Origin of the sequence: Pseudomonas sp. fls2-241-TYG-175 (genome assembly GCF_030209155.1) — a bacterium.
Taxonomy (GTDB): domain Bacteria; phylum Pseudomonadota; class Gammaproteobacteria; order Pseudomonadales; family Pseudomonadaceae; genus Aquipseudomonas; species Aquipseudomonas viridiflava.
The window spans coordinates 1-21,643 of the sequence record NZ_JARVSO010000009.1; the positions used below are offsets into that span (position 1 = coordinate 1).

The 21,643-nt window shown below is 59.6% G+C and carries 19 protein-coding genes; 7 read left to right on the plus strand and 12 right to left on the minus strand.

Annotated features, from left to right (window positions below):
- Positions 1-94 precede the first annotated feature (94 nt).
- From araH to QRN20_RS07905, 5 genes are all read right to left on the minus strand, one after another.
- Positions 95-1,060 carry an L-arabinose ABC transporter permease AraH gene (gene araH, locus QRN20_RS07885; RefSeq protein WP_004882171.1) on the minus strand — a complete coding sequence of 322 codons (966 nt, stop codon included), beginning with the start codon at positions 1,058-1,060 and terminating at the stop codon, positions 95-97.
- Between the two features lie 41 nt (positions 1,061-1,101).
- Complete coding sequence (gene araG / locus QRN20_RS07890) at positions 1,102-2,625, minus strand: L-arabinose ABC transporter ATP-binding protein AraG (protein WP_029241600.1); 1,524 nt, start codon at positions 2,623-2,625, stop codon at positions 1,102-1,104.
- 53 nt (positions 2,626-2,678) lie between these two features.
- On the minus strand, positions 2,679-3,692 hold the full coding sequence (locus tag QRN20_RS07895; protein ID WP_029241599.1) for a substrate-binding domain-containing protein: 1,014 nt from the start codon (positions 3,690-3,692) through the stop codon (positions 2,679-2,681).
- 186 nt (positions 3,693-3,878) lie between these two features.
- Positions 3,879-4,751, minus strand: a complete 873-nt coding sequence (locus tag QRN20_RS07900) for an SMP-30/gluconolactonase/LRE family protein (RefSeq protein WP_122467188.1) — start codon at positions 4,749-4,751, stop codon at positions 3,879-3,881.
- Between the two features lie 80 nt (positions 4,752-4,831).
- Positions 4,832-5,551 carry a FadR/GntR family transcriptional regulator gene (locus QRN20_RS07905; protein ID WP_122467190.1) on the minus strand — a complete coding sequence of 240 codons (720 nt, stop codon included), beginning with the start codon at positions 5,549-5,551 and terminating at the stop codon, positions 4,832-4,834.
- Between the two features lie 222 nt (positions 5,552-5,773).
- Here QRN20_RS07905 and QRN20_RS07910 point away from each other — a divergent pair, with 222 nt between their 5' ends.
- A complete protein-coding gene (locus QRN20_RS07910) occupies positions 5,774-6,922 on the plus strand; it encodes an aldose epimerase family protein (RefSeq protein WP_122467192.1) in 1,149 nt (382 codons plus the stop codon).
- A 112-nt stretch (positions 6,923-7,034) separates the two neighbouring features.
- Positions 7,035-7,421: a hypothetical protein gene (locus QRN20_RS07915; protein WP_088235116.1), complete on the plus strand. Its 387-nt coding sequence runs from the start codon at positions 7,035-7,037 to the stop codon at positions 7,419-7,421.
- Here the strand turns inward: QRN20_RS07915 and QRN20_RS07920 are convergent.
- From QRN20_RS07920 to QRN20_RS07935, 4 genes are read right to left on the minus strand one after another with little or no spacing between them, the layout of a single operon-like run.
- Positions 7,415-8,311 (minus strand): metal ABC transporter substrate-binding protein, encoded by an 897-nt coding sequence (locus QRN20_RS07920; RefSeq protein ID WP_004882150.1) that lies wholly within the window; start codon positions 8,309-8,311, stop codon positions 7,415-7,417. The two genes, QRN20_RS07915 and QRN20_RS07920, sit on opposite strands and share 7 nt — an antisense overlap.
- Before the next feature lie 11 nt (positions 8,312-8,322).
- Positions 8,323-9,192, minus strand: coding sequence for a metal ABC transporter permease (locus QRN20_RS07925; RefSeq protein ID WP_025994007.1), 870 nt, complete (start codon positions 9,190-9,192; stop codon positions 8,323-8,325).
- The gene (locus QRN20_RS07930) at positions 9,189-9,938 is read right to left on the minus strand and encodes a metal ABC transporter ATP-binding protein (RefSeq protein ID WP_032632687.1); all 750 of its coding nucleotides are present in this window, start codon (positions 9,936-9,938) and stop codon (positions 9,189-9,191) included. Before QRN20_RS07930 ends, QRN20_RS07925 begins: the two co-directional genes overlap by 4 nt.
- The gene (locus QRN20_RS07935) at positions 9,935-10,066 is read right to left on the minus strand and encodes a hypothetical protein (protein WP_269320934.1); all 132 of its coding nucleotides are present in this window, start codon (positions 10,064-10,066) and stop codon (positions 9,935-9,937) included. Before QRN20_RS07935 ends, QRN20_RS07930 begins: the two co-directional genes overlap by 4 nt.
- 185 nt (positions 10,067-10,251) lie before the next feature.
- On the opposite strand from QRN20_RS07935, the gene QRN20_RS07940 reads away from it, so the two are divergent.
- Both QRN20_RS07940 and QRN20_RS07945 read left to right on the plus strand, forming a co-directional pair.
- Positions 10,252-11,472 carry a putative DNA modification/repair radical SAM protein gene (locus tag QRN20_RS07940; RefSeq protein ID WP_004882143.1) on the plus strand — a complete coding sequence of 407 codons (1,221 nt, stop codon included), beginning with the start codon at positions 10,252-10,254 and terminating at the stop codon, positions 11,470-11,472.
- Positions 11,469-12,308 (plus strand): TIGR03915 family putative DNA repair protein, encoded by an 840-nt coding sequence (locus QRN20_RS07945; protein ID WP_004882141.1) that lies wholly within the window; start codon positions 11,469-11,471, stop codon positions 12,306-12,308. Before QRN20_RS07940 ends, QRN20_RS07945 begins: the two co-directional genes overlap by 4 nt.
- A 583-nt stretch (positions 12,309-12,891) precedes the next feature.
- Here the strand turns inward: QRN20_RS07945 and QRN20_RS07950 are convergent.
- Positions 12,892-13,734 carry a PhzF family phenazine biosynthesis protein gene (locus QRN20_RS07950; RefSeq protein ID WP_285360085.1) on the minus strand — a complete coding sequence of 281 codons (843 nt, stop codon included), beginning with the start codon at positions 13,732-13,734 and terminating at the stop codon, positions 12,892-12,894.
- Positions 13,735-13,890: 156 nt separating this feature from the next.
- On the opposite strand from QRN20_RS07950, the gene QRN20_RS07955 reads away from it, so the two are divergent.
- The gene (locus QRN20_RS07955) at positions 13,891-14,739 is read left to right on the plus strand and encodes an NAD-dependent protein deacetylase (RefSeq protein ID WP_122428836.1); all 849 of its coding nucleotides are present in this window, start codon (positions 13,891-13,893) and stop codon (positions 14,737-14,739) included.
- 4 nt (positions 14,740-14,743) lie between these two features.
- On the opposite strand, the gene QRN20_RS07960 is transcribed toward QRN20_RS07955, so the two are convergent.
- Positions 14,744-15,724, minus strand: coding sequence for an arsenic resistance protein (locus QRN20_RS07960; RefSeq protein ID WP_285360086.1), 981 nt, complete (start codon positions 15,722-15,724; stop codon positions 14,744-14,746).
- A 70-nt stretch (positions 15,725-15,794) separates the two neighbouring features.
- Positions 15,795-18,158, minus strand: a complete 2,364-nt coding sequence (locus QRN20_RS07965; RefSeq protein WP_122414279.1) for a DNA polymerase II — start codon at positions 18,156-18,158, stop codon at positions 15,795-15,797.
- A gap of 221 nt (positions 18,159-18,379) precedes the next feature.
- Between QRN20_RS07965 and QRN20_RS07970 the strand changes: the two genes are divergently transcribed.
- Entirely contained in the window at positions 18,380-20,965 is a 2,586-nt protein-coding gene (locus tag QRN20_RS07970) for a bifunctional diguanylate cyclase/phosphodiesterase (protein WP_285360087.1), read from the plus strand.
- Between the two features lie 120 nt (positions 20,966-21,085).
- Complete coding sequence (locus QRN20_RS07975; RefSeq protein WP_004882122.1) at positions 21,086-21,526, plus strand: CBS domain-containing protein; 441 nt, start codon at positions 21,086-21,088, stop codon at positions 21,524-21,526.
- Positions 21,527-21,643: the final 117 nt, after the last annotated feature.

Here is a 21,643-nt window from a genome sequence, read left to right on the forward strand (position 1 = left end):
CCACGCGGAGCGATGGGCACGATCAGTGTTTGACAGACTTGTGTATAACGATGAGCGCAGAGCGTGGGAACGATCATCTGTCGACGTGTGACAGTCAGCGACGCTTCATCCGGTCGATGATCACCGCCAGCAGCAGGATGGTGCCGCGAATCACGTACTGGTAGAAGGTGTCGATGTTCTTCAGGTTCATCGCGTTCTCGATGATTGCCAGAATCAGCACACCGGCGATGACGTGACGAATCATGCCGATGCCGCCGCTGAGCGAGACACCGCCCAGTACGCAGGCCGAGATGACCGTCAGTTCGAAGCCCTGCCCGACCATCGGCTGGCCCGAGGTCATGCGTGAGGCCAGCACGACGCCCGCCAGCGCGCCGATCAGGCCGTGCACGGCGAAGATGATGATCTTGGTGCGGTCAACGTGAACACCCGCCAGCAGCGCGGCTTCCTGGTTGCCACCGATGGCCATGGTGTTGCGCCCGTAGGTGGTGTAGTTGAGCAGCCAGCCGAAGAAGATGAAGCAGACGATGGTGATCAGGATCGGCACCGGCACGCCGTACAGCTGGCCGTTACCGAACACGAAGAAATCTTCGTTGGATACACCGACCGCCTTGCCGTTTGAGAAGATGTACGCCAGACCGCGCACGATCTGCATGGTCGCCAGCGTGGCAATCAAGGCGTTGATCCTGAGTTTGGCGATCACGATGCCGTTGATCAGCCCTACCACCAGGCCCATCGCCAGAGCAGCGGATACGCCCAGAAACACGCTGTCGGTGTCGCGGATCACGATCCCGGCGATGACGCCGGAGCAGGCCAGCACCGAGCCGATCGACAGGTCGAAGTGACCGGAAGCAAGGCAATAGAGCATGGTGCAGGCAGCGATGCCCACGGTGGAAATTGCCAGGCCCAGGCCGCGCATGTTCAAGGGTGACATGAAGTTGTCGATGAACACTGCGCAGAGCAGGAAGATGCCCACGGCGGCCAGCAGCATGACCCACTCATCGGCAAAACGGCGCAGGTTCAAGCCCTGACGGGGAGCCCGCAGGCTGGATTCGGTAGACATACGCACCTCTTTTTTATTGTTCATGGTCAGGGACCAGTTGTTCAGCCGCGCGTGCGTGGCAGAGCCAGTTGCAGGAGTCGCGACTCTTCAGCCTCGTCGCGGTTCAGTTCACCGGTAATGGCGCCTTCGCTCATCACCAGAATTCGGTCGGAAATACCCATCACTTCCATCAGGTCACTGGACACCACGATCACAGCAATGCCATCGGCCGCGAGGTTGTGAATGATCTGGTAAATCTCGGACTTGGCGCCGATGTCGATGCCGCGGGTCGGCTCGTCCAGCAGCAGCACCTTCATCGGCATCGACAGCCAACGGCCCAGAATGGCTTTCTGCTGGTTGCCGCCGGAGAGGTACATGATTTGCTGTTCGGGCGAAGGCGTCTTGACGTTCATGGCCTGAATCTGGCCTTTCGCGTTGTCACGCTCCCAACGGCCCTGGATCAGGCAGCCCAGGCTGACGTGTCGTGGACGGGCACCGATGTTGATGTTTTCGGCGACGCTGGACAGCGGCACGATGCCTTCTTTCTTGCGGTCTTCCGGGCAGAGCAGAATGCCTGCAGCGATGGCATCACGCGGCGACTTGAGGGTCAGAGGCTTGCCGTCCAGCTGCAGCGAACCGGCAGTGCTGCGGGTCAACCCGGACAGCAGGCGAAACAGTTCGGTACGGCCGGCACCGACCAGACCAAAGAAACCCAGTACTTCGCCCTTCTCGACCGCAAAGCTGACCGGTTCCTGAAGACCCGGCCCCATGAGACCGGTGACCCGCAGGCTCGGCCCCTGATGCTGACGTGGACGATAATTGTAGATGTCCTGAATATCGCGCCCGACCATGCAGGTCACCAGACGATCATGGTCCAGGTCAGCCATTTGTTCGAAGGTACGCACGAAGCGTCCGTCCTTGAAAACCGTCACGGCATCGCAGACGCGGAAGATTTCCTCCATGCGGTGCGACACATAAAGAATCACTCGCCCCTCGTCACGCAAGCGGACGATGATTGCCATCAAACGGTCGATTTCGCGTGCCGACAGGCTGCTGGTCGGTTCGTCGAAGGCGATCACATGAGCGTTGCGCGACATGGCCTTGGCGATTTCCACCAACTGCCGCTGACCGAGTGACAAATCACCAAGGCGCGTGCCCGGGTCGATCTCGTCAGCCAGTCCTTTGAGCAATTCTGCAGCCCGGCGCCGCATGGCACCGCGATTGATCAGGCCGAAGCGGCTGGGCATATGGCCCAACAGCAGGTTTTCGGCAACCGTCATTTCCGGCACCAGATGCAGTTCCTGGTGAATCACTGCCACGCCCGCCGCGATGCTGTCGGCCGTGGATTTGAATTGGTGAGTCTGGTCGCCGATCTGCAGGGTGCCGCTGTTCGGCTGGTAGGAGCCGCCCAGAATCTTGAGCAGCGTGGACTTGCCCGCGCCGTTTTCGCCCATCAGCGCGTGAACGCTGCCGGGGCGCGCTTCGAAGCTGATGTCCGACAGCGCTTTCACGCCGGGGAACACCTTGCCGATGCCGTTGAAGCGCAGGGCACCTGTTGTGGTATTCGTTTTGATAGCCTGTTGCATCACACCCACCTCCTCGCGCAATTGAGGGGCCTGATTCAGGCCCCCCGTTCAGCTCACTTCCACAAACCGATCTTGGTCAGTTCTTCCTGGAAGTTGGCGCGGGTGATCAGTGTCACGTCGTCCATGGCGGTGTACTTGGGCGGCTCTTTGCCGTCCTTGATCCACTCATACATGTACTTGGCGGTGTTGTAGCCTTCCTTGTCCGGGCTGGGCAGCATCGAACCGAAGAAGCCGCTTTTCTTTTTCTTCAGCTCATCAATGGCGTCAGTACCGTTGATGCCGATGCCGATTACGTTGTCCGCGCTGAAGCCGTTGCTGGCGGTGGCACGCACGCCACCCAGTACGGTGTTGTCGTTCATGCCGCCAATGATCAGATTCTTGGCATCACCCGGCAGTTTGGGCAGCGCGGAGTTGGTGGCGTCCATGCTGCCAGGCACATCGAGGGTTTTCTGTGCAGTGAAGAGAATATTCTTTTCAGGCAGTCCGGCTTTTTTCAGTGCATCGACAGAACCGTCGGTGCGCTTCTTGCCCGTATCCAGCTCGTTGTACGTGTTGATGATCGCGTAAGTGCCCTTCCACTCGTTGTCATCCCACTTGCGATTCTTGGCTTCGGTGGCCATGGCGGCACCTTGCTTCTGACCAACTTCGAAAGCAGCCATGCCCAGGTACGGCACGTCTTCCATGAATTTGCCATTGGCATCGACGAAGCGGTCATCGACGGCCATGACTTTCAGGCCCAGCGCCTTGGCCTTGGCTACGATGGCAGGGCCGAGGGAAACGTCAGGTGGGCAGATCACGAAGCCCTTGGCACCGTTGGCGGCAAGGTTGTCGATCGCGGCAAGGGTTTTCTCACCGTCGGGCACGGCAATCTTGAGCACGGTGAAACCGTGTTCCTTGCCTGCTTTTTCGGCAAAGGCCCATTCGGTCTGGAACCAGGGTTCTTCGGCCTGCTTGACGAGGAAACCGATCTTGACTTCGTCGGCAGCAGAGGTGATGCCACTCATGCCCATGATGGCGGTGGTGACAGCGGCACAGCACAGGGAACGAATCCCGTGACGACTCAACATAGCTAACTCCTTATTTTTATTGAATAGCTACAGCGTTCAGCAAGGTGGCGATTCCCGGATGCGCAGACATCTGAAAACCGGTTCAATAGTCATACCATATTATGATTGACCGCAATGTAACCGAATGTCACTCCATCACTGCCAGACTCGGAAGCGATACGTGACGTAACCGTTCAACGACCTTCATCAACCGGCAAACCGGGTGCATTCGAGCCCCTGGATGCCTACGTCAGCCATCAGCACCGCACCATCACACTCACCCTTCGCATCCGCAGGCGCAGCGCTGGTGACGTAGATGGTTTTGAGTTCAGGCCCACCAAACACACAACTGGTGGGATGACTGACCGGCAGATCGATCACTCGATCCACGCTGCCGTCAGGCGCGAAGCGAATCAGGCAGCTGCCGCCCCAACGGGCATTCCAGACATACCCTTCGGCGTCCATCGCCGATCCGTCGGGTGATCCACGTGACTGTTCGGCTGCCCAGGCCTTGCGCGATCCAAGGCTGCCGTCTGCCAGAATCGGGTATTGATAGATGACTTCATCCAGCGTGTCGGCGCTGTACAGCGCATCAGCCGAGGCGTTCCACAGCAGGGTGTTGACGATGCCCTGCCGGTCCAGCAAACGCGTGACGCTCGCATCGGGATCTATTCGGAACAGCCCGCCCGAGCGGCGCACCAACGGCACGTCCCCGCCTTCAGCGTCGATGTTGTTCTGCATGCTGCCCAGCCAGAGGCGACCCTGCGCATCGCAGCGCGATTCGTTGGCACGGTTGCCGGAAACCGGATCGGCGACGCAGAACAGCGAGAGAGATGTTTTCGTCGAATTCAGGTCCAGTCGGTAGACGCCGCTGGCCAGTGTCACCAGTGCGTCGCCCCTTTTGGTGGGGATAAAGGCGGAAACCGGCTCGGGCATGCGCCATTGGCGGTATTCGCCATCAAGGAGTCTGCAGGCGAGAAAGCCCGAGATGTCGACCCAGTACAGGGCCTGCTGTTCGACGTCCCAGAAGGAGCCTTCGCCCAGCTTGAATCGGTGCTCGGAGACGGGCAACCAGTTCATGAAAATGTCCTTTGTTATTGTTGTAAAAGGTACTTTTCAGTGTGATGCAGCATTCAATCGTTCAAGCGAATATCCAGTGCTCAAGGTATCGCGTCACAGGATCCCTTCTGCCGCAGAAAGTAGGTGTCGATCACCTCTGCCGCCTGTTCTATCAGGCTCATGCAGGCCCATACGCCCCGCCCGGAATCACGTGTAGCAATGGCTTCAGCCAGGTCCCTGTGCAGCGGAAGGGTCTTGCCCAACTGGCCCGGCATCCCCGAGGTAACCTCGAACGATACGGCCAGTAAAGCACCCAGCGCAGGCAGCATCTGTTCAATGAAGCGATTGTGACTGGCTGCCAGGACTGCCTCGTGAAAGTGTCGATCAGCCAGGTTGTAATCACCCTTGTCAGTCACCGATGCTTCCAGCAACCGGTACGCTTCGCGAATCTCGTCAATCTGTTGCGCTGTGGCCCGGTCGCACGCCCAGCGTACGGCCATCGGCTCGATGGTTCTGCGCAAGTCCAGCAAGTCCTTCACGAAGGCTTCCGGAAGCCCCTTGCGTGCAAGCCAGCCGACGACCTGAGGGTCGAACAGGTTCCAGGAACGCAACGGCAGTACGCGTGTGCCCACCTTGGGACCGACTTCCAGCAACCCTTTTGCCACCAGTGTCTTGATCGCCTCACGCAACACCGTGCGACTGACGCCCAACTCTTCACACAGCGCCGCTTCCACCTTCAGGGTCTGACCCGGCAGGACGTTGCCTGCAGCAATCCAGGCACCCAGCCAATCCACGGTCGATGCGTGGAAATTACTGCTCATGTCCTGATGCCTCGTGTCGCATTCTGTTCGGGCCGAGGCTAATCATCATACCAATGGCTGTCAAATGAACCACAGCGGTCCACATGGCCAGCGCAACACCTGCATTACTAAATAGTATTACAATTAATTTTTCAAGCAGCATTTTTTGGGCTATAAATCCTCCCATCGGATAAAAATCCGATCAAATAGTCTTACCAATAAAAATAAAAGCGGGTAGATCAGATGAAAAAGCATGCTCTTCTCAGCACCCTTGGACTGTCTCTCATGATCAGCACGTTGACCGCGCACGCCGCAACGCTGTCCAGCGAACAAAGCAGCTTCGGCCAATTGCCCGATGGCACCGCCGTCGAAAAATACACCCTGCGCAACAGCCACGGCATCGAGGCCAGCGTCATCACCTATGGCGCCACCCTTCAATCGCTGATGGTTCCTGACAAAGCCGGCAAAGTGGAAGACATCGTGCTGGGCTTCGACGATGTACAGGGCTATCAGAACAACGGCACGGTTTACTTTGGTGCCACCATTGGTCGTTTCGGCAATCGCCTCGCAGGCGGCAAATTCACGCTGGACGGCAAAACCTATCAGGTGCCGCTCAACGACAAGACCAATGCGCTGCACGGCGGCAATCAGGGTTTCGACAAGCGACTCTGGAAAGCCGAAGACACGAAGACCGGTGATTCTGTCGGCGTGAAACTGACCTACGTCTCACCTGACGGAGAAATGGGTTTCCCCGGTACGCTGACCACCGTAGTCACTTACAGCCTGAACGAGAAAAACGAGCTGAAGATCGACTACCGCGCGACCACCGACAAGCCCACAGTGTTGAACCTGACCAACCACAGTTACTTCAACCTGGCGGGTGCAGGCAGCGGCGATATTCTCAAGCAGGTCGCCACCCTGCACGCTTCGCACTACACCCCGGTCAACGACAAACTGATCCCGACCGGCGAATTGCCTGCCGTGAAAGGCACCCCGATGGACTTTCTCAAACCCACCGCCTTTGGTCAGCACATCAAGGACGATCATCAGCAGTTGAAATACGCCGAACCCAAGCAGGGTGGCTTCGACTTCAACTGGGTGCTCGACACCAAGGGTGACGTGAAGAAACTGGCGGCTGAAGTCAGCGATCCGCAGTCGGGCCGCACACTTCAACTGTTCACTACCGAGCCCGGCGTGCAGCTCTATACCGGTAATTTCCTGGATGGCAGCATCCACGGCAAGGGCGGCAAGGTGTACCCGCACTGGGGCGCGTTCACGCTGGAAACCCAGCACTACCCCGACGCGCCCAACCAGCCAAAATTCCCGAGCACCCGGCTTGATCCAGGCAAGGCCTACACCCAGACCACCGTCTTCAAATTCCTGAATAATTGACACAGCCTGTCGCGCAGCCCTTGTAGAACGAGGGCTGCGCGTTATGCTCAACACGTCGCGTAATGAAAGGAGTACGACATCCCCCCACCCTCAGAAAATCGAGGATGACACTATGTCTGCTCAGATTGCCCCTTATCGCTTGCCCGCCCTTGCCCACTACCTGTCAGGTCTGGTATTCGCCGACAGGGCAATACCGCAACACCCCCTCCCCCTCCATGCCATTGTCAGCCATTACAACGCAGCGCTGGAATGGCTGTCGCAGGACGACTTCATCGACACGATCAGGACCGAAGGCATTACCGCCGAAGGGTTCAGTGCGTTCTGGGTGATTCCACCGGCAGGCGCCGCTGAGGACACCCGACTGAAGACTGCAGGGCTGGCTGCAGAGAAGATCAATGGACGCGGACTGTTCGCCGACTACCTGACCCTGGCGGAGGTGTACGGCGACTGGATATCGTCGACCCGCTACACCCCGCTGAACATTGATATGGATTACTGATGCTTCTTCATCGCGGCGACCAGCGTGTCGACGTTGTAGCGAAACATCTTCGCGTACGTGGAAGCAGGACCGTCCGGCGGTGACAAGGCTTCGACATACAACTCGCCGCCTGGCTGCGCACCGCTCGCCTCGGCAATCTGTTTGACCAGACGCGGGTCACCCGAGTTTTCGAAGAAATAGGCGCTGACGTGCTCGGCCTTGATCTGCCGGATCAGTTTCGAGACGTCTGCCGCTGACGCTTCCGATTCGGTAGACAGGCCAAGCGGCGACAGGAACGTCACGCCGTAAGCGTCACCAAAATAACCGAAGGCGTCATGCGAGGTGAGGATCTTGCGATTGGCTTTGGGTATTTCTTTGATCTGGTCACGCGCATACAGGTCAAGCTGTTGCAGCTCGACGATGTAACGGTCGCCGTTGGCCTGATACAGCGTTGCGCCTTCGGGATCAGCCTTCTTCAGCGCAGCCACAATGTTACGCACGTAAATCACGCCATTGGCGGCACTGTTCCAGGCGTGCGGGTCGGTGATGCGCTTGCCGTCCTCATCCATGCTGCGGGTCTTGATGCCCTCGGACAGCACCACCGGCTGGCCTTTGTAGCCCGACGCCTTGATCAGACGATCCATCCAGCCTTCCAGATGCAGACCACTGACGAAGGTCAGGTCAGCGTTCTTCAGGGCCTGTGCATCGGTCGGGGTCGGCTCGTAGACATGCGGATCGCCATTGGGGCCGATCAGCGAAGTGACGTGCACACGATCGCCACCCACTGTGCTGACCATATCGGCGATCACCGTGAACGATGCAACCGCTTCCAACGGCTTGGCCTGGGCGATGGATGCAAAGGCAGACAGCGCCAGCGCGGCCATTGAACTCAACAACATCAGTCGTTTCATGACATACCTTTTCAGTGAGCCAGGTGAGGTTTGGGAAACAGTCGGCGCAGGATGCCCGTGCGCCCGAAGAGCAGAGAAAACACGTAGAACGCACTGGCGGTCAGGACGATGGCAGGCCCCGATGCGACGCCCAGGTGATAGGAAACGATCAGCCCGATCAGCCCTGCCAGCGTGGCGAGCAAGGTCGAGATCAACATCAGCGCGCTCAATGAGCTGGCCCAGAAACGCGCCGCCGTGGCTGGCAGCATCATCATGCCGACCGCCATCAGCGTGCCCAGCGCCTGAAAACCCGCCACCAGATTCAGCACCACCAGCAGCAGAAACAGCACGTGATACAGCGAACCGCGCCCGCCGACTGCCCGGAGAAAACCCGGATCGAAGCATTCAAGCACCAGCGGGCGGTAGATCACGGCGAGCAGAATCAGGGTGAACGAAGCGATGCCGCCGACCATATAGATAGAGGCGCTGTCGATGGCCAGAATGGTGCCGAACAGCACATGGAGCAGATCGACACTGGAGCCATGCAGCGAGACGATCAACACCCCTGCGGCCAGGGAAGTCAGGTAGAAACTGGCAAAGCTGGCGTCTTCGCGCAGCGCCGTCAGGCGGCTGACCAGTCCGGATAACAGCGCAACCGCGAGACCGGCGATCAGCCCGCCGAACCCCATCGCGGGCAACGAAAGCCCTGCGACCATGAAGCCGACTGCGGCGCCCGGCAGCACCGCGTGACTCATCGCATCCCCCACCAGGCTCATGCGTCTGAGCATCAGCAACACGCCAACCGGTCCGGAGCCAATGCCCAACGCCAGACATGCCACCAGCGCACGACGCATGAAACCGAACTCGACGAAAGGCTCGATCACCAGGTTGTAAAGCATCATGACGGCTCATCCTCGACGTCGCACATTGACTCATCGACGGTCCAGTACTCGGCCATGTTGCGGGCCTTGCGAAGGTTGGCGACGCTCAGCACCTCAGCCGTGTCACCCCAGGCAATCGCCTCGCGGGCCATCAGCAAGGTCTGCGGAAAATGCTGGCGGACCTGATCAATGTCATGCAACACGGCAATCACGGTGCGTCCCTGGCCGTGCCAGACCCGCACCAGTTGCAGCAGATCGCGTGTGGTACGCGCGTCGATCGCGGTGAAGGGCTCGTCGAGCAGAATCACCGAGGCATCCTGCAGCAGCAGTCTGGCGAACAGCACCCGCTGGAATTGTCCGGACGACAGCGAGCCGATGCTGCGCGTTTCGAAGCCCTCCAGACCGACCGTCAACAACGCCTGCCGAGTAAGGTCGGCATGGTTGCGGGTCAGGCTGCGGAACGGCCCGATACTGTGCCAGGCGCCCATCGCCACAGTGTCGGCCACGCTCAGCGGAAAACTGCGGTCGATCTCGGCAGCCTGTGGCAGATAGCCGATGGTGCGGATTGCCAGACGGCCGCGGTCCACACGGCCCTGCGCGGGCTTCATGGTTCCGGCGATGGCTTTGATCAAAGTGGACTTGCCTGCGCCATTGGGGCCGACAATGGCGGTCAGACTCCCGGCTTCGAAACGACCACTGATGTGGTGGACGGCAGGCCGACGCTCATAGGCCACCGTGAGGTTTTCCAGCGCGATGGCGGCGCTCACGGAATGGCCACCGACCAGCCTATCGCCAGCCAAAGCAACGCGAGAACAGACAGGGAGAACAGAATTCGCTTCCAGGCCGACTGGGCCAGCACCGAGCTTGCGATAGACGAAGGGGGAGATGTTTTCACGACGAAGCAACCTGAAACTATTCGTTACAGTATTACATAAGCCATCATCTTGCCGTTATAAAATAACATTCATATTCGTCATGTTTTTTTCAGCCCCGCCTGACCTTCGGTCTGCTTGATGCCGCCCGGCTTGAGTCTTGCCCTGCAACCCGATACTGTACATGCAAACAGTAATGGGGTATTCCATGCAGCTCATCGACAAGCTCAGCATTCTGGCGGACGCCGCCAAGTACGACGCGTCATGCGCAAGCAGCGGAGCACCCAAGCGCAGTTCGCAGGATAAATCCGGGCTCGGCTCAACCAATGGCATGGGCATCTGCCACAGCTACACGCCCGACGGGCGTTGCGTATCCCTGCTGAAGATCCTGCTGACCAACTTCTGCCTCTACGACTGCCAGTATTGCGTCAACAGGCGTTCCAGCGATGTGCCCCGCGCGCGGTTCACGCCTGAAGAAGTGGTCACCCTGACGCTGGATTTCTACCGTCGCAATTGTGTGAGTGGCCTGTTCCTCAGCTCCGGCATCATTCGCTCGGCCGACTACACCATGGAGCAACTGGTGGAGGTCGCCCGCCTGTTGCGCGAAGTGCACGAGTTTCGCGGGTACATCCACCTCAAGACCATTCCCGACGCCGACCCCGCGTTGATCGCCCAGGCCGGTCGCTATGCCGATCGCCTGAGCGTTAACATCGAGTTGCCTACTGATGCGAGCCTGCAGACTCTGGCCCCGGAAAAGGACGTCGCCTCGATCAAGCGTTCCATGCAGACGATCTATACCGGCGAGCAGACCGTGCGCAACGAACCACGCGCACCGAAATTTGCACCGGCCGGACAAAGCACACAGATGATCGTCGGGGCCGATGCCACTGACGACAGCACCATCCTGCACAGCGCGCAGTCGCTTTACAGCAACTTCAAGCTGCGTCGGGTCTACTACTCGGCGTTCAGCCCTATCCCCAACAGCCCGAACAGCGTACCGCTGGCGGCACCGCCCCTGATGCGCGAGCATCGGCTGTACCAGGCTGACTTTCTGCTGCGTGGCTATGGGTTCACGGCGGGAGAGTTGTTGAACGGCCCGGGAGATCTGGCGCTGGACATCGATCCGAAGCTGGCCTGGGCGCTGGGTAACCGCCAAGTGTTCCCACTGGACCTGAACAACGCCGACCCTGCATTGATCGCGCGCGTGCCCGGCATCGGCATTCGCACCACCCAGCGACTGGTCGAACTGCGTCGGCAGCGGCGCATCCGCTATGAAGACCTGACCCGCATGCGCTGCGTGCTGGCCAAGGCCAAGCCCTTCATCATCACCAGCGACTACCACCCGCCTCAGGCCGAGACGACCAGCGAGTTTCTGCATCATCAGTTACGTGACCGTCCGCAACCTCAACAGATGGGACTGTGGGGATGATCTGTCTTGATTGCGATGACCTGTTCGATACTTGGCGGCAGCAGGCGCGCTGGCTGTTGAGCCACGGGATCGACCCGAGCCAGGTCAGCTGGAAATCCCCGGATGCTGCCGACCTGTTCGGCAGCGATCAGGACTGTCCGAAAGAGCAAGGCCCCTTCCAGGCACGCGTGCCGCTGGAACTGCTGCATTTGCTGGAAAGCGCATCGCGCTACCGTGGAGAGCAACGCTGGAGCCTGTTGTATGAAGTGCTGTGGCGCGTCAGCCATGGCGACCGTACGGCGATGATGGCGGGCGACAAACTGGGCAGCGAGCTGCACCGGCGACTCAAGTCGATTCGCCGCGAGGCGCATCACTTGCACGCCTTTCTGCGCTTCGTGGCATTGCCTGCGCCCGAGCAGGACGATGAGCTGATGCGCCCGGAATACGTGGCCTGGCACGAACCGGCCCATGACATTCTGCACAGCGCCAGCGAGCACTTCATCGGCCGTATGGGCCAGCACCGCTGGATGATCGCCACGCCGCAGGATGGCGTCTATTACGACGGCAAGCAGTTGATCCATGAGCGCCGCTGCCCGGAAGCCTGGAAGACCATGGCACGTCAGGTCGACGACCCGCATGGCGAGCTGTGGCTGACCTATTACAGCCACATCTTCAACCCGGCCCGCCTGAATCCCAAAGTCATGGAAGGCCATTTCCCGTCACGGTTCTGGAAAAACCTGCCGGAAGGCCCGCTTATTCCGGCACTGATTACCCAGGCCCGCACAGGCAAACAACGTGACGGTCAGGCCAATGACATCGCCGCCCGACGCGGCAAGAAGATTGCGCATCGGGATTGAGAGGTTGCGAATCCAGGTATGAGATCAAGCTATTTGTCGACATGTGCTGCAGCCGGGTTGCTCTTCAAGCGGCGCGCAGCCTGCTGAAGAAATAACGTTTTGTAGGAGGCCTCACCCAGTCTTCGTTTTAGCGCTGTCGCGGGGCAAGCGCCCTCTTATCAAACAACACGTAATCTGCTGAATGAACACGTTTTTGTGGGAGGCACCACCACGTCTTCGACGTAGCGCTGTCGCGCATCAAACACCGGGCGTCGTAGGAGCGGACTTGTCCGCGAATGCAGTGTTTCAGCCACCGCATATGCGTCGGATGTACCGGCCTTTTCGCGGACAAGTCCGCTCCCACAAAACCCAGTTTCTTCAGTAAGTTATAGGTTGTTTGATAAGAGGCGGCTTGCCGGCGATGTCGTCGACGCGGTAGGTCAGGAAAATCACGTCATCGTTCATCGCCGGCAAGCCGCCTCCCACAGTCCGGTGTTTGCCGCGCGACAGCGCTACGTCGAAGACGTGGTGGCGCCTCCCACAGAAAAATGGCTTTTTTCATTGGCTTATGGGTTTTTCGATAACTCGTGATTGAACTGCAACCTCAAAGCGAAACGCGCCCATCGATACAGGTCACCGTTGCCCCACCGACCCACACGTCATTACCTACACGCTTGACGTGCACCCTGCCCTTGCGGCCCAACGCGGCGCCCTGGCTGGCGACATAGCTGTCCGCGGCCAGGCCGTCTTCCAGCACCCACAGGGCAATACCGGCGTTCAGACTGCCCGTGACAGGATCCTCGGCCATGCCGTCTCCCGGCACGAACGCGCGCACTTCAAACTGCGCCTCGTCGCCGTCCACTGCGGGACTCCAGGGTGCGAACACGCCAATCTTCAACCCATCGAGCTTCGCGTTATCCGGCTGCAGCGCAAGCACGCTGGCACGATCTGCCAATCTCAGCACCATCCAGCCCGGACCGTTGTCTGCCCAGCGCGCATCCAGAATCGCGCCTTTTTCCAGACCAAAACCATCGCGAACCTGCTCAACCAGATCGGGCTCTACCGGGCCGGAGCGCAGCAAGGGCGGCGCAGTAAATGCCAACTGCTGACCGTCACGACGAATCCTGATCAGACCCACGCCACATTCCTGAACGATTTCCTCACCCTGCGCAACGCCGCCGCTCTCAAGCCATGCGTGACAGCTGCCCAGCGTCGGATGCCCTGCAAACGGCAGTTCGTGGAGCGTGGTAAAAATGCGTACGCGATAGTCGGCGCGCGGATCGGTAGGCTTGAGCAGGAAAGTGGTTTCGCTCAGATTCGTCCAACGGGCGAAAGCCGCCATCTGCTCATCGCTCAGACCGTCAGCACCGAGCACCACAGCCAATGGGTTGCCGAGCAGCGGCCGTTCACTGAAAACATCGACCTGTTTGAAATCGAACGAGCGCATTCATAGCTTCCTTGTTGGGTGTCAGTTGGCAAAGGTCGCATGCAATGGCGTGGCAGGACAACAGCCGCATATTGTCAGGCTGATCTACCGGCCCTGCGAACAATACGCTTGATGGTAATGTCACATCCATGATCTGCAGACCACACGAGGTTTGACATGCTGGACAGCCCTGCCCGCGAACAGCTCGACGCCCTTGGCCAGCACATGGCCGAACGGCCGTTTCTGGTGATTACCGGAGCCGGTATCAGCACCGCATCCGGCATCCCGGATTACCGTGACAAGGACGGGGTTCGCCGTGGCAAACAACCGATGATGTATCAGGAATTCGTCAACAACCCGGCAGCCCGCCAGCGTTACTGGGCAAGGGCCATGCTGGGCTGGCCGAGAATCCGGGCGGCGCAGCCCAATGCGGCGCACCAGGCGTTGGCACACTTGCAGAACAGTCACGTCATCACAGGACTGATCACCCAGAACGTCGACGCCTTGCACACCCAGGCGGGAAGCCGTGAAGTGATTGAATTGCACGGCAGCCTGCACCGGGTGCTGTGCCTGGATTGTCATCAGCGTCACGACCGTGCGGCGATTCAGGAGGTGATGCTGGAGCAGAACCCGTATCTGCTCGGCGTGCATGCCGTTCAGGCTCCCGATGGCGACACGCTGTTGGACCCTGCTTTCGAGGCCGGTTTCAAGGTGCCGCCATGCCCGCATTGCCAAGGCAACCGGCTCAAGCCTGACGTGGTGTTCTTTGGCGAGAATGTCGCCCCGCCCACTGCCGCGAAAGCCATGCTCAGCGCGGATCAGGCCGAAGGCTTGCTGGTGGTGGGTACGTCACTGATGGCCTGGTCAGCGTTCCGCCTGTGCAAGGCGATGGCCGAACAGGGCAAACCGATCATCGCCATCAACCACGGCAAGACCCGCGCCGACGAAATGCTGGACATGAAGATCGAAGCACCCTGCGAACAGCTGCTGCCACTGCTTGCCGAAGAACTGACCCGGTCTACGTGAAAGGTCAGCGAACGGCTTCAGCTTGCTCTTCTCCACGGATCAGCGCGGGAATCACACGGATGTAGATCAATTCGCTCACCAGCTCGATCATCGTCTGGATGATGACGGCCGCCGCCGCGAGTTCCCTGATTCCTTCCGGCAGTGCGAGGGCCAAAGGCAGTACCACCAGCGAGTTGCGTGTTGACGTACTGAAGGCCACCGATCTGGCGCTGACTGCAGGCAGCCTGAAGGCTCTGGACACCAGCACACCCGCAAGTGGTGCCAGCACCATGAACCCCAGGTACACCGGAATCACAGGCAGCAACTGGTCGATGCTGTTCGCCACCGAAGCGATCTGCGAACCGATCACCACAACCAGAACCGCAGCCATCGCCGGTACCGGCATCCACGCCCAGGCATCGTTCCAGCGCGCCGCCATGGATGATCGCCTGACCCCGGCAGCGGTGAGCACCGCAAGCACCAGCGGCAGTATGATCAACACCAGAAACGCCTCGATAAAGGGGCTGATGGAAATCGCCACCGACGACTCGCTTCCCAGCATCAGTGCCAGGTACAGCGGCAACAGCACCAGTTGCAGAAGAAGCAGCAAGGGCGTGGCGGCCAGGACAAGTCGCGAATCACCCTTTCCCAAGTGCGTGAACACCACGACGTAATCGATGCAGGGCGTCAACAGCACCAGCAAGGCCCCCACCAGAATGGCCGTGTGTTCGCTCAGCACGCGGGTCAGTAACCAGACCAGCAGCGGAATCACCACAAAGTTGGCAATCAGCAGCGCGAGCATGAAACGTCTGTTGCTCAGCCCCTGACGCAGGTCCAGAAACGGGATCTGCAGAAACATGGCGTACATGAGCACGGCAATCGCCGGGGTCACCAGCACAGCCAATGCCTGCGACGCGACAGGCGCGAAAAGCCCGCCGACGGCCGCGACAATCACGGCAATGAAATAGATCGGAATCTGCTGTTGTTCCAGTTGCTCTCTGCTCACGCGAAATCCTTTGCACAGCGTTGAATCATGTTCAGCGGGCAAGCGTCTGCCTGCCGCGAAATGAAGGTCACTAGAACAACCCCAGCTGCCCGCCGATCAGGGTGGCGAAATCATCGTCCACGAACGGCAGGATGGCATCGGCCAACGGTTGAAGCTGACGGGTCACATAGTGGTCGTAGTCGATTGGCGCCGTGCGGACTTCAAGCGGCTCGGGGCCGACAACGGTCACCACGTAGCTGATCCAGCCACCGCTCTGATACTGACGCGGGCGGCCTTGCTGGTCGTTGTACTCGTCGGCGAGGCGCGCCGCACGCACATGTGGCGGCACGTTGCGCTGATAGTCGTCCAGCTTGCGACGCAGGCGCTTGCGGTAAATCAACAGATCATCCAGTTCGCCTGCCAGCGTGCGCCTCACGTAATCGCGCACATAGTCCTGGTACGGCTGACGCTTGAAGATCCGCAGGTACAACGCCTGCTGAAACTGCTGGGCCAGTGGTGACCAGTCGGTGCGAACGGTTTCCAGCCCCTTGTAAACCATCTCTTCGCTGCCGTCGGCACGCGTGACCAGCCCGGCATAACGTTTCTTGCTGCCCTCCTCCGCGCCACGAACGGTCGGCATCAGAAAGCGCTTGAAGTGGGTTTCGTATTGCAGTTCCAGAGCACTGGTCAGCGCGTACGTGTCATGCAAATGTTCGCGCCACCACTCATTGACCTGCTGCACCAGCGCCTTGCCAATCGAGGCGGCTTCTTCCTGACCATGCGGACGGCCAAGCCAGACGAACGTCGAATCGGTGTCGCCGTAGATCACGGTGTAGCCCTGCGCCTGGATAAGTTCGCGGGTCTTGAGCATGATTTCATGGCCGCGCAGGGTAATGGATGATGCCAGCCGTGGATCGAAGAACCGGCAGCCGCTGGAGCCCAATACGCCATAGAACGCGTTCATGATGATTTTCAGGGCCTGGGACAGCGGCGCGTTGTGCTCGCGCTTGGCCGTCTCCCGGCCCTGCCAGACCCGCTCGACAATGGCAGGCAGGCTATGCCGGGTGCGAGAGAAACGTGCGCCGCGAAAACCCGGCACCGATTCACTGTCGTCAGTGTGACGCAGGCCTTCGATCAGCCCGACCGGGTCGATGAGAAAAGTGCGGATGATCGACGGATACAGGCTCTTGTAGTCCAGCACCAGCACCGATTCGTAAAGGCCGGGCTGCGAATCCATGACGAATCCGCCAGGGCTGGCTTCCGGCAGACGTTCGCCCAGATTGGGTGCCACAAACCCCTGACGGTGCATCAGCGGAATGTACAAATGGCAGAAAGCCGCGACCGAACCACCGCTGCGGTCGGCTGGCAGCCCGGTCACCGTGGCGCGTTCCAGCAGGAAGGTCAGCAACTGGGTTTTGGCGAAGATCCGCGTCACCAGCTCGCAGTCCTTGATGTTGTAACGCGCCAGCGCGGGCTTGTCCTCGGCGAACATGCGGTTGATTTCATCCATGCGCTGGTATGGCGTGCTGATGGCCTTGCCTTCGCCCAGCAGCGTCTGCGCGACGTTCTCCAGACTGAAAGACGGGAAGCTCCAGGTCGCCGAGCGCAGCGCCTCGATGCCGTCGATCACCAGCCGTCCGCTGATGTCGGCGAAGAAATGATTGTTGCGGCTGCCATGTTCACGCCAGCCCATGGTTTCCCCGCCACGACCCAGCATGAGCGGCACATTCAGACGTTGTGCATGTTCGTGCAGGACTCGCAGGTCGAACTGCACCACGTTCCAGCCAATGATCGCGTCAGGGTCATGCAATGCCAGCCACTCGTTCAGACGCTCCAGCAGCTGGGCACGGGTCTCGCAATACTCGAGCTGAAAATCCAGCGCTTCGCTGCCACCGTTGGCTGGGCCCAGCATGTAGACCTGACGCTGACCGCAACCCTCCAGCGCAATCGAGTACAGCTCGCCGCGCGCAGTGGTCTCGATGTCCAGCGACACCAGTTTCAATCGGGGGCGGTAATCGGCAAGCGGCTTGATCTGCGCATTGCACAGCACGCCGTCGGCATCCGCCGTGCCGCTGAACTGCACGGGCGCGGTGATGAAGCGCTCCATGAGGTAGCGCTCGGGCGGACGGATGTCGGCTTCATACACATCGACATTGCCCTTGCGCAGCAGCTTTTCGATGTTCATCAGTTGCCGGTGCTGCTGGCAATAAACGCCCAGCACCGGCCTATGGCGAAAGTCGCTCAATTGCAGCGGCCGCAACTCCACACCGCGCTCTGCTCTTAGCAAGGCCCGGGCACGTTCCTGCTGTTCGGCCGGAATGAACGCAACGGAAGGCTGACAAGGCAGACGGAGATGACGCGGACCGTCATCGGTCGCCAGCCAGAAGTCGACTTCCGTCCCGGCCGGCGTGTCCTGCCAGTGCCGACTCAGGATGAAGCCCTGCTGTAAATCCAACGGTGCAACCTCGATCAGACGATTCAGCGCCCGATTCTACGTGGCTATGCGCGCAAAGGCGCGCCTGACGGTCGGTTCAAGAAACATTTGCCGCCGCCGATAGCCAGACATGACTTCTGACCATGGATTGAACATACGAGTGGGCGCACCCGCCACAGGCAAGTGCCGCCAGAATGATCGCGACGTGTCGTGTCGACGCTATTGACCATGGAATAGCAGCAATGAAATCCCTCGACTCGCTCGACCCACTGCCACGAGCCATCCCGGGCAACACGTTTCTGGCACGTCGCACCCTCATGACCATGGCCGGCCTGCTGGGCGCGCTGTCATCGGTGATGATCGTCTCGCTGTTCTATATCACCTACCAGCTCAATCACAGCGCGGCGTTGCAGAGTCAGCGGCTGGTCGAGAATATCTGGCAATCCCGGGAAAAGGCGCTGGTTGCGACCTTCAAGGACAATGCCTACTGGGGGGACGCCTACAAGCACCTGCACATCCAGGTCGACACGGACTGGGCGTACACACGCAACAACCTCGGCGCTTCGCTGTATACGGACTTCGGGTTCGACGGCGTTTTTGTCGTTGATGGCCAGAATCACACCACCTATGCCGTGGACAAGGGCGAACTGGTCACGCTGCAACTGACTGACTGGCTGAACAGCGGTCAGGATCAACTTGTCACTCAGGCCCGTGAACGCGCCAGCGAGGATGAGGTGTTCACCCAGATGCGTCAGGTGGACCATGGTCCGGTGTTGTTGATCGCAGCGCCCTTGACCACCGGCGGCGATGACCAGGTGCAACAGACCGATACCGTCCAGTCGATTCTGGTATTGGCCTACAGACTCACCCCCGAAAAATTGCAGGCCCTGGGCTTGCTCTATGGTCTCGACGGACTGCGCGAAGCGACCGACGCGCAGGATGCGAAACGCTTTCCGTCACTGGAAATTGCCCCGGGACTGCTGTTGCGCTGGGATCCGGAACAGCCGGGCATGAAGCTGGTCGGAGGTCTGCTGCCGATTCTGATCATCTTTCTGATTACCCTGGCGTTCATTGCCAGGCGTGTTACCCGAAAGACCATGAGAACCGCCGAACTGATGGACCGGCAGTTTGACCTCATTACCCAGAGTCGAGCGGCACTGCTCAGCAGTGAGGAGCGTTTTCGCAACGTGGCCGAAAGCGCATCGGACTGGGTCTGGGAAACCGACGCCGATCTTCGCATCACCTACCTCTCAGAGCGTTTCACCCGTGTCACCGGGCATGCATCGCACCCTTGGACAGGACGCTACCTGACGCAGTTGCTGTCCTGCGAAAGCCAGTCACTGGCCGACTGGATTCGTCTCGAGCGCCCCAAGGACGAGCGCGCGGTGCTGCGCTGTACGCATCACTCATTACAGGGCGCCGTGCGCACCAGTAACATTGCCGTCAGGCCGATCGTGCTAGATGGGCAGGTCAAGGGCTACCTGGGTATTGCCTCGGACATCACCCATGAGGTGGAAGCCCAGTCGCGACTGTTTCACCTGTCCCAGCATGATGCATTGACCGGCCTGCCCAATCGCACCCAGATGCAGGCCTTCCTGAATCGCACCTTCGAACAGCGCACCGATCCGGGTTCGACGGTGACCATGCTGAACCTCGACCTGGACAGCTTCAAACCCATCAACGATGTGTTTGGGCACAGTGTGGGCGACAGTGTGCTGCGTGAGGTTGCCGAACGGCTGTCGCGATGCCTGCCTCCTTGTGGATTGCTGGCCCGGCAAGGCGGCGATGAGTTCCTGATGGTGGCGACCAGTCTTGCCACCATGGAAGAGGTTGAACAGCTGTGCGAGCGATTGATACGCCACATCCGCCGTCCTTTCACGATCAACAATCAGGAAGTGTTCATCGGTCTGAGCATCGGCATTGCCCTCTGTCCCCTGCACACCCATGAAAGTCAGGATCTGATCCGGTTTTCGGACCTGGCCCTGTACCAGGCAAAAAAGGAAGGTCGCAATACCTGGCGCTTTTATGAACAGATGATGAGCACACGCATCACTGAGTTGCGCGAGATGGAAAAAAGCCTGCGAGTGGCGATAAGGAACGACGAGTTCACGCTGCGCTATCAGCCTCGCCATGACGTCCTCAGTGGCAGAATCTGCGGCGCCGAAGCGCTGATTCGCTGGGAGCATCCAACACTGGGACTGTGCATGCCGGACCAGTTCATCGGACTGGCCGAAGAGAACGGCCTGATCCTGTCATTGAGCGATTGGGTGCTGCATCGGGCCTGCAGCGATGCAGTGGCCTGGGACAGTGACCTGCGCGTATCGGTAAACATTTCTGCTGTTGAGTTTCGCACGCCAGGGCTCGTGGAGCGGGTGCGCCAGGTATTGGCCACGACCGGTCTGCCCAATCATCGCCTGGAGCTGGAGGTGACCGAGCGGGTAATGATTCACGACGCTCAGGCCGCCCTGAAGCTGATCAATGAACTCAAGACCCTGGGTGTAAGGCTGTCGATGGACGATTTCGGCACGGGTTATTCGTCGCTGAGTTACTTGAAAATGTTTCCCTTCGACACGTTGAAAATCGATCGCAGCTTCATCAGCGAGATCGGCGCCAATACCCAGAGTCTGTCCATCGTTCAGGCCATCATTCAACTAGGCCGTAGCCTGTCGATGACCATCACTGCCGAGGGTGTCGAGACTGCTCGACAACTTGACTGCCTGCAATCACTGGGCTGCGACGAAGCCCAGGGCTATTACCTGAACAGGCCCATGCCGCTGACAGCGTTTCTGGACGCCGTTCAGGCTCAGACCTGTCAGTCGGAAAGCTGACTGTCGGGTTCTCGCCGGTTTGAGGTCGCTTTGCCACTTGCCGGAACGCACTGACTGCACGATTCTGTAGAAGACAGCACTGTGCCTAGACACAGGGTCACACTCACACCGGAGAGCGCCATGAAGACCGTCGCCCAGTTGTTGAAACTGAAAGCCGAACACAACCAGCAAGTGCACACCATCGGGCCGGACCATATGGTGCTCGATGCGCTCAGGCTGATGGCCGAGAAGAACATCGGCGCCTTGCCGGTGGTCGAAAATGGCGTGGTGGTAGGCGTCATGAGCGAGCGTGACTACGCCCGCAAGATGATTCTCAAAGGTCGCTCGTCCGTGGGCACGCCGGTCAGCGCGATCATGAGCAGCAAGGTGATCACCGTCGACTCGCAACAGACCGTCGAGGCGTGCATGGGAATCATGACCGACAGCCACCTGCGCCACCTGCCGGTCGTGGAGAACGGCGAGCTGTTGGGCCTGCTGTCGATCGGTGACCTCGTGAAGGAAGCCATCAATGAACAGGCCAGCCTGATTCAGCAGCTCGAGCAGTACATACGCGGCGAGTAGGTACAGGGGTTGAATGCTGTGAGAGATACAAACGATATCTCCCATCAAACGCCACGTAACCGACCGACTGCCCGCGATAGGTTCTTTCAGACAGAAAATCAGTGACTGACATGACGC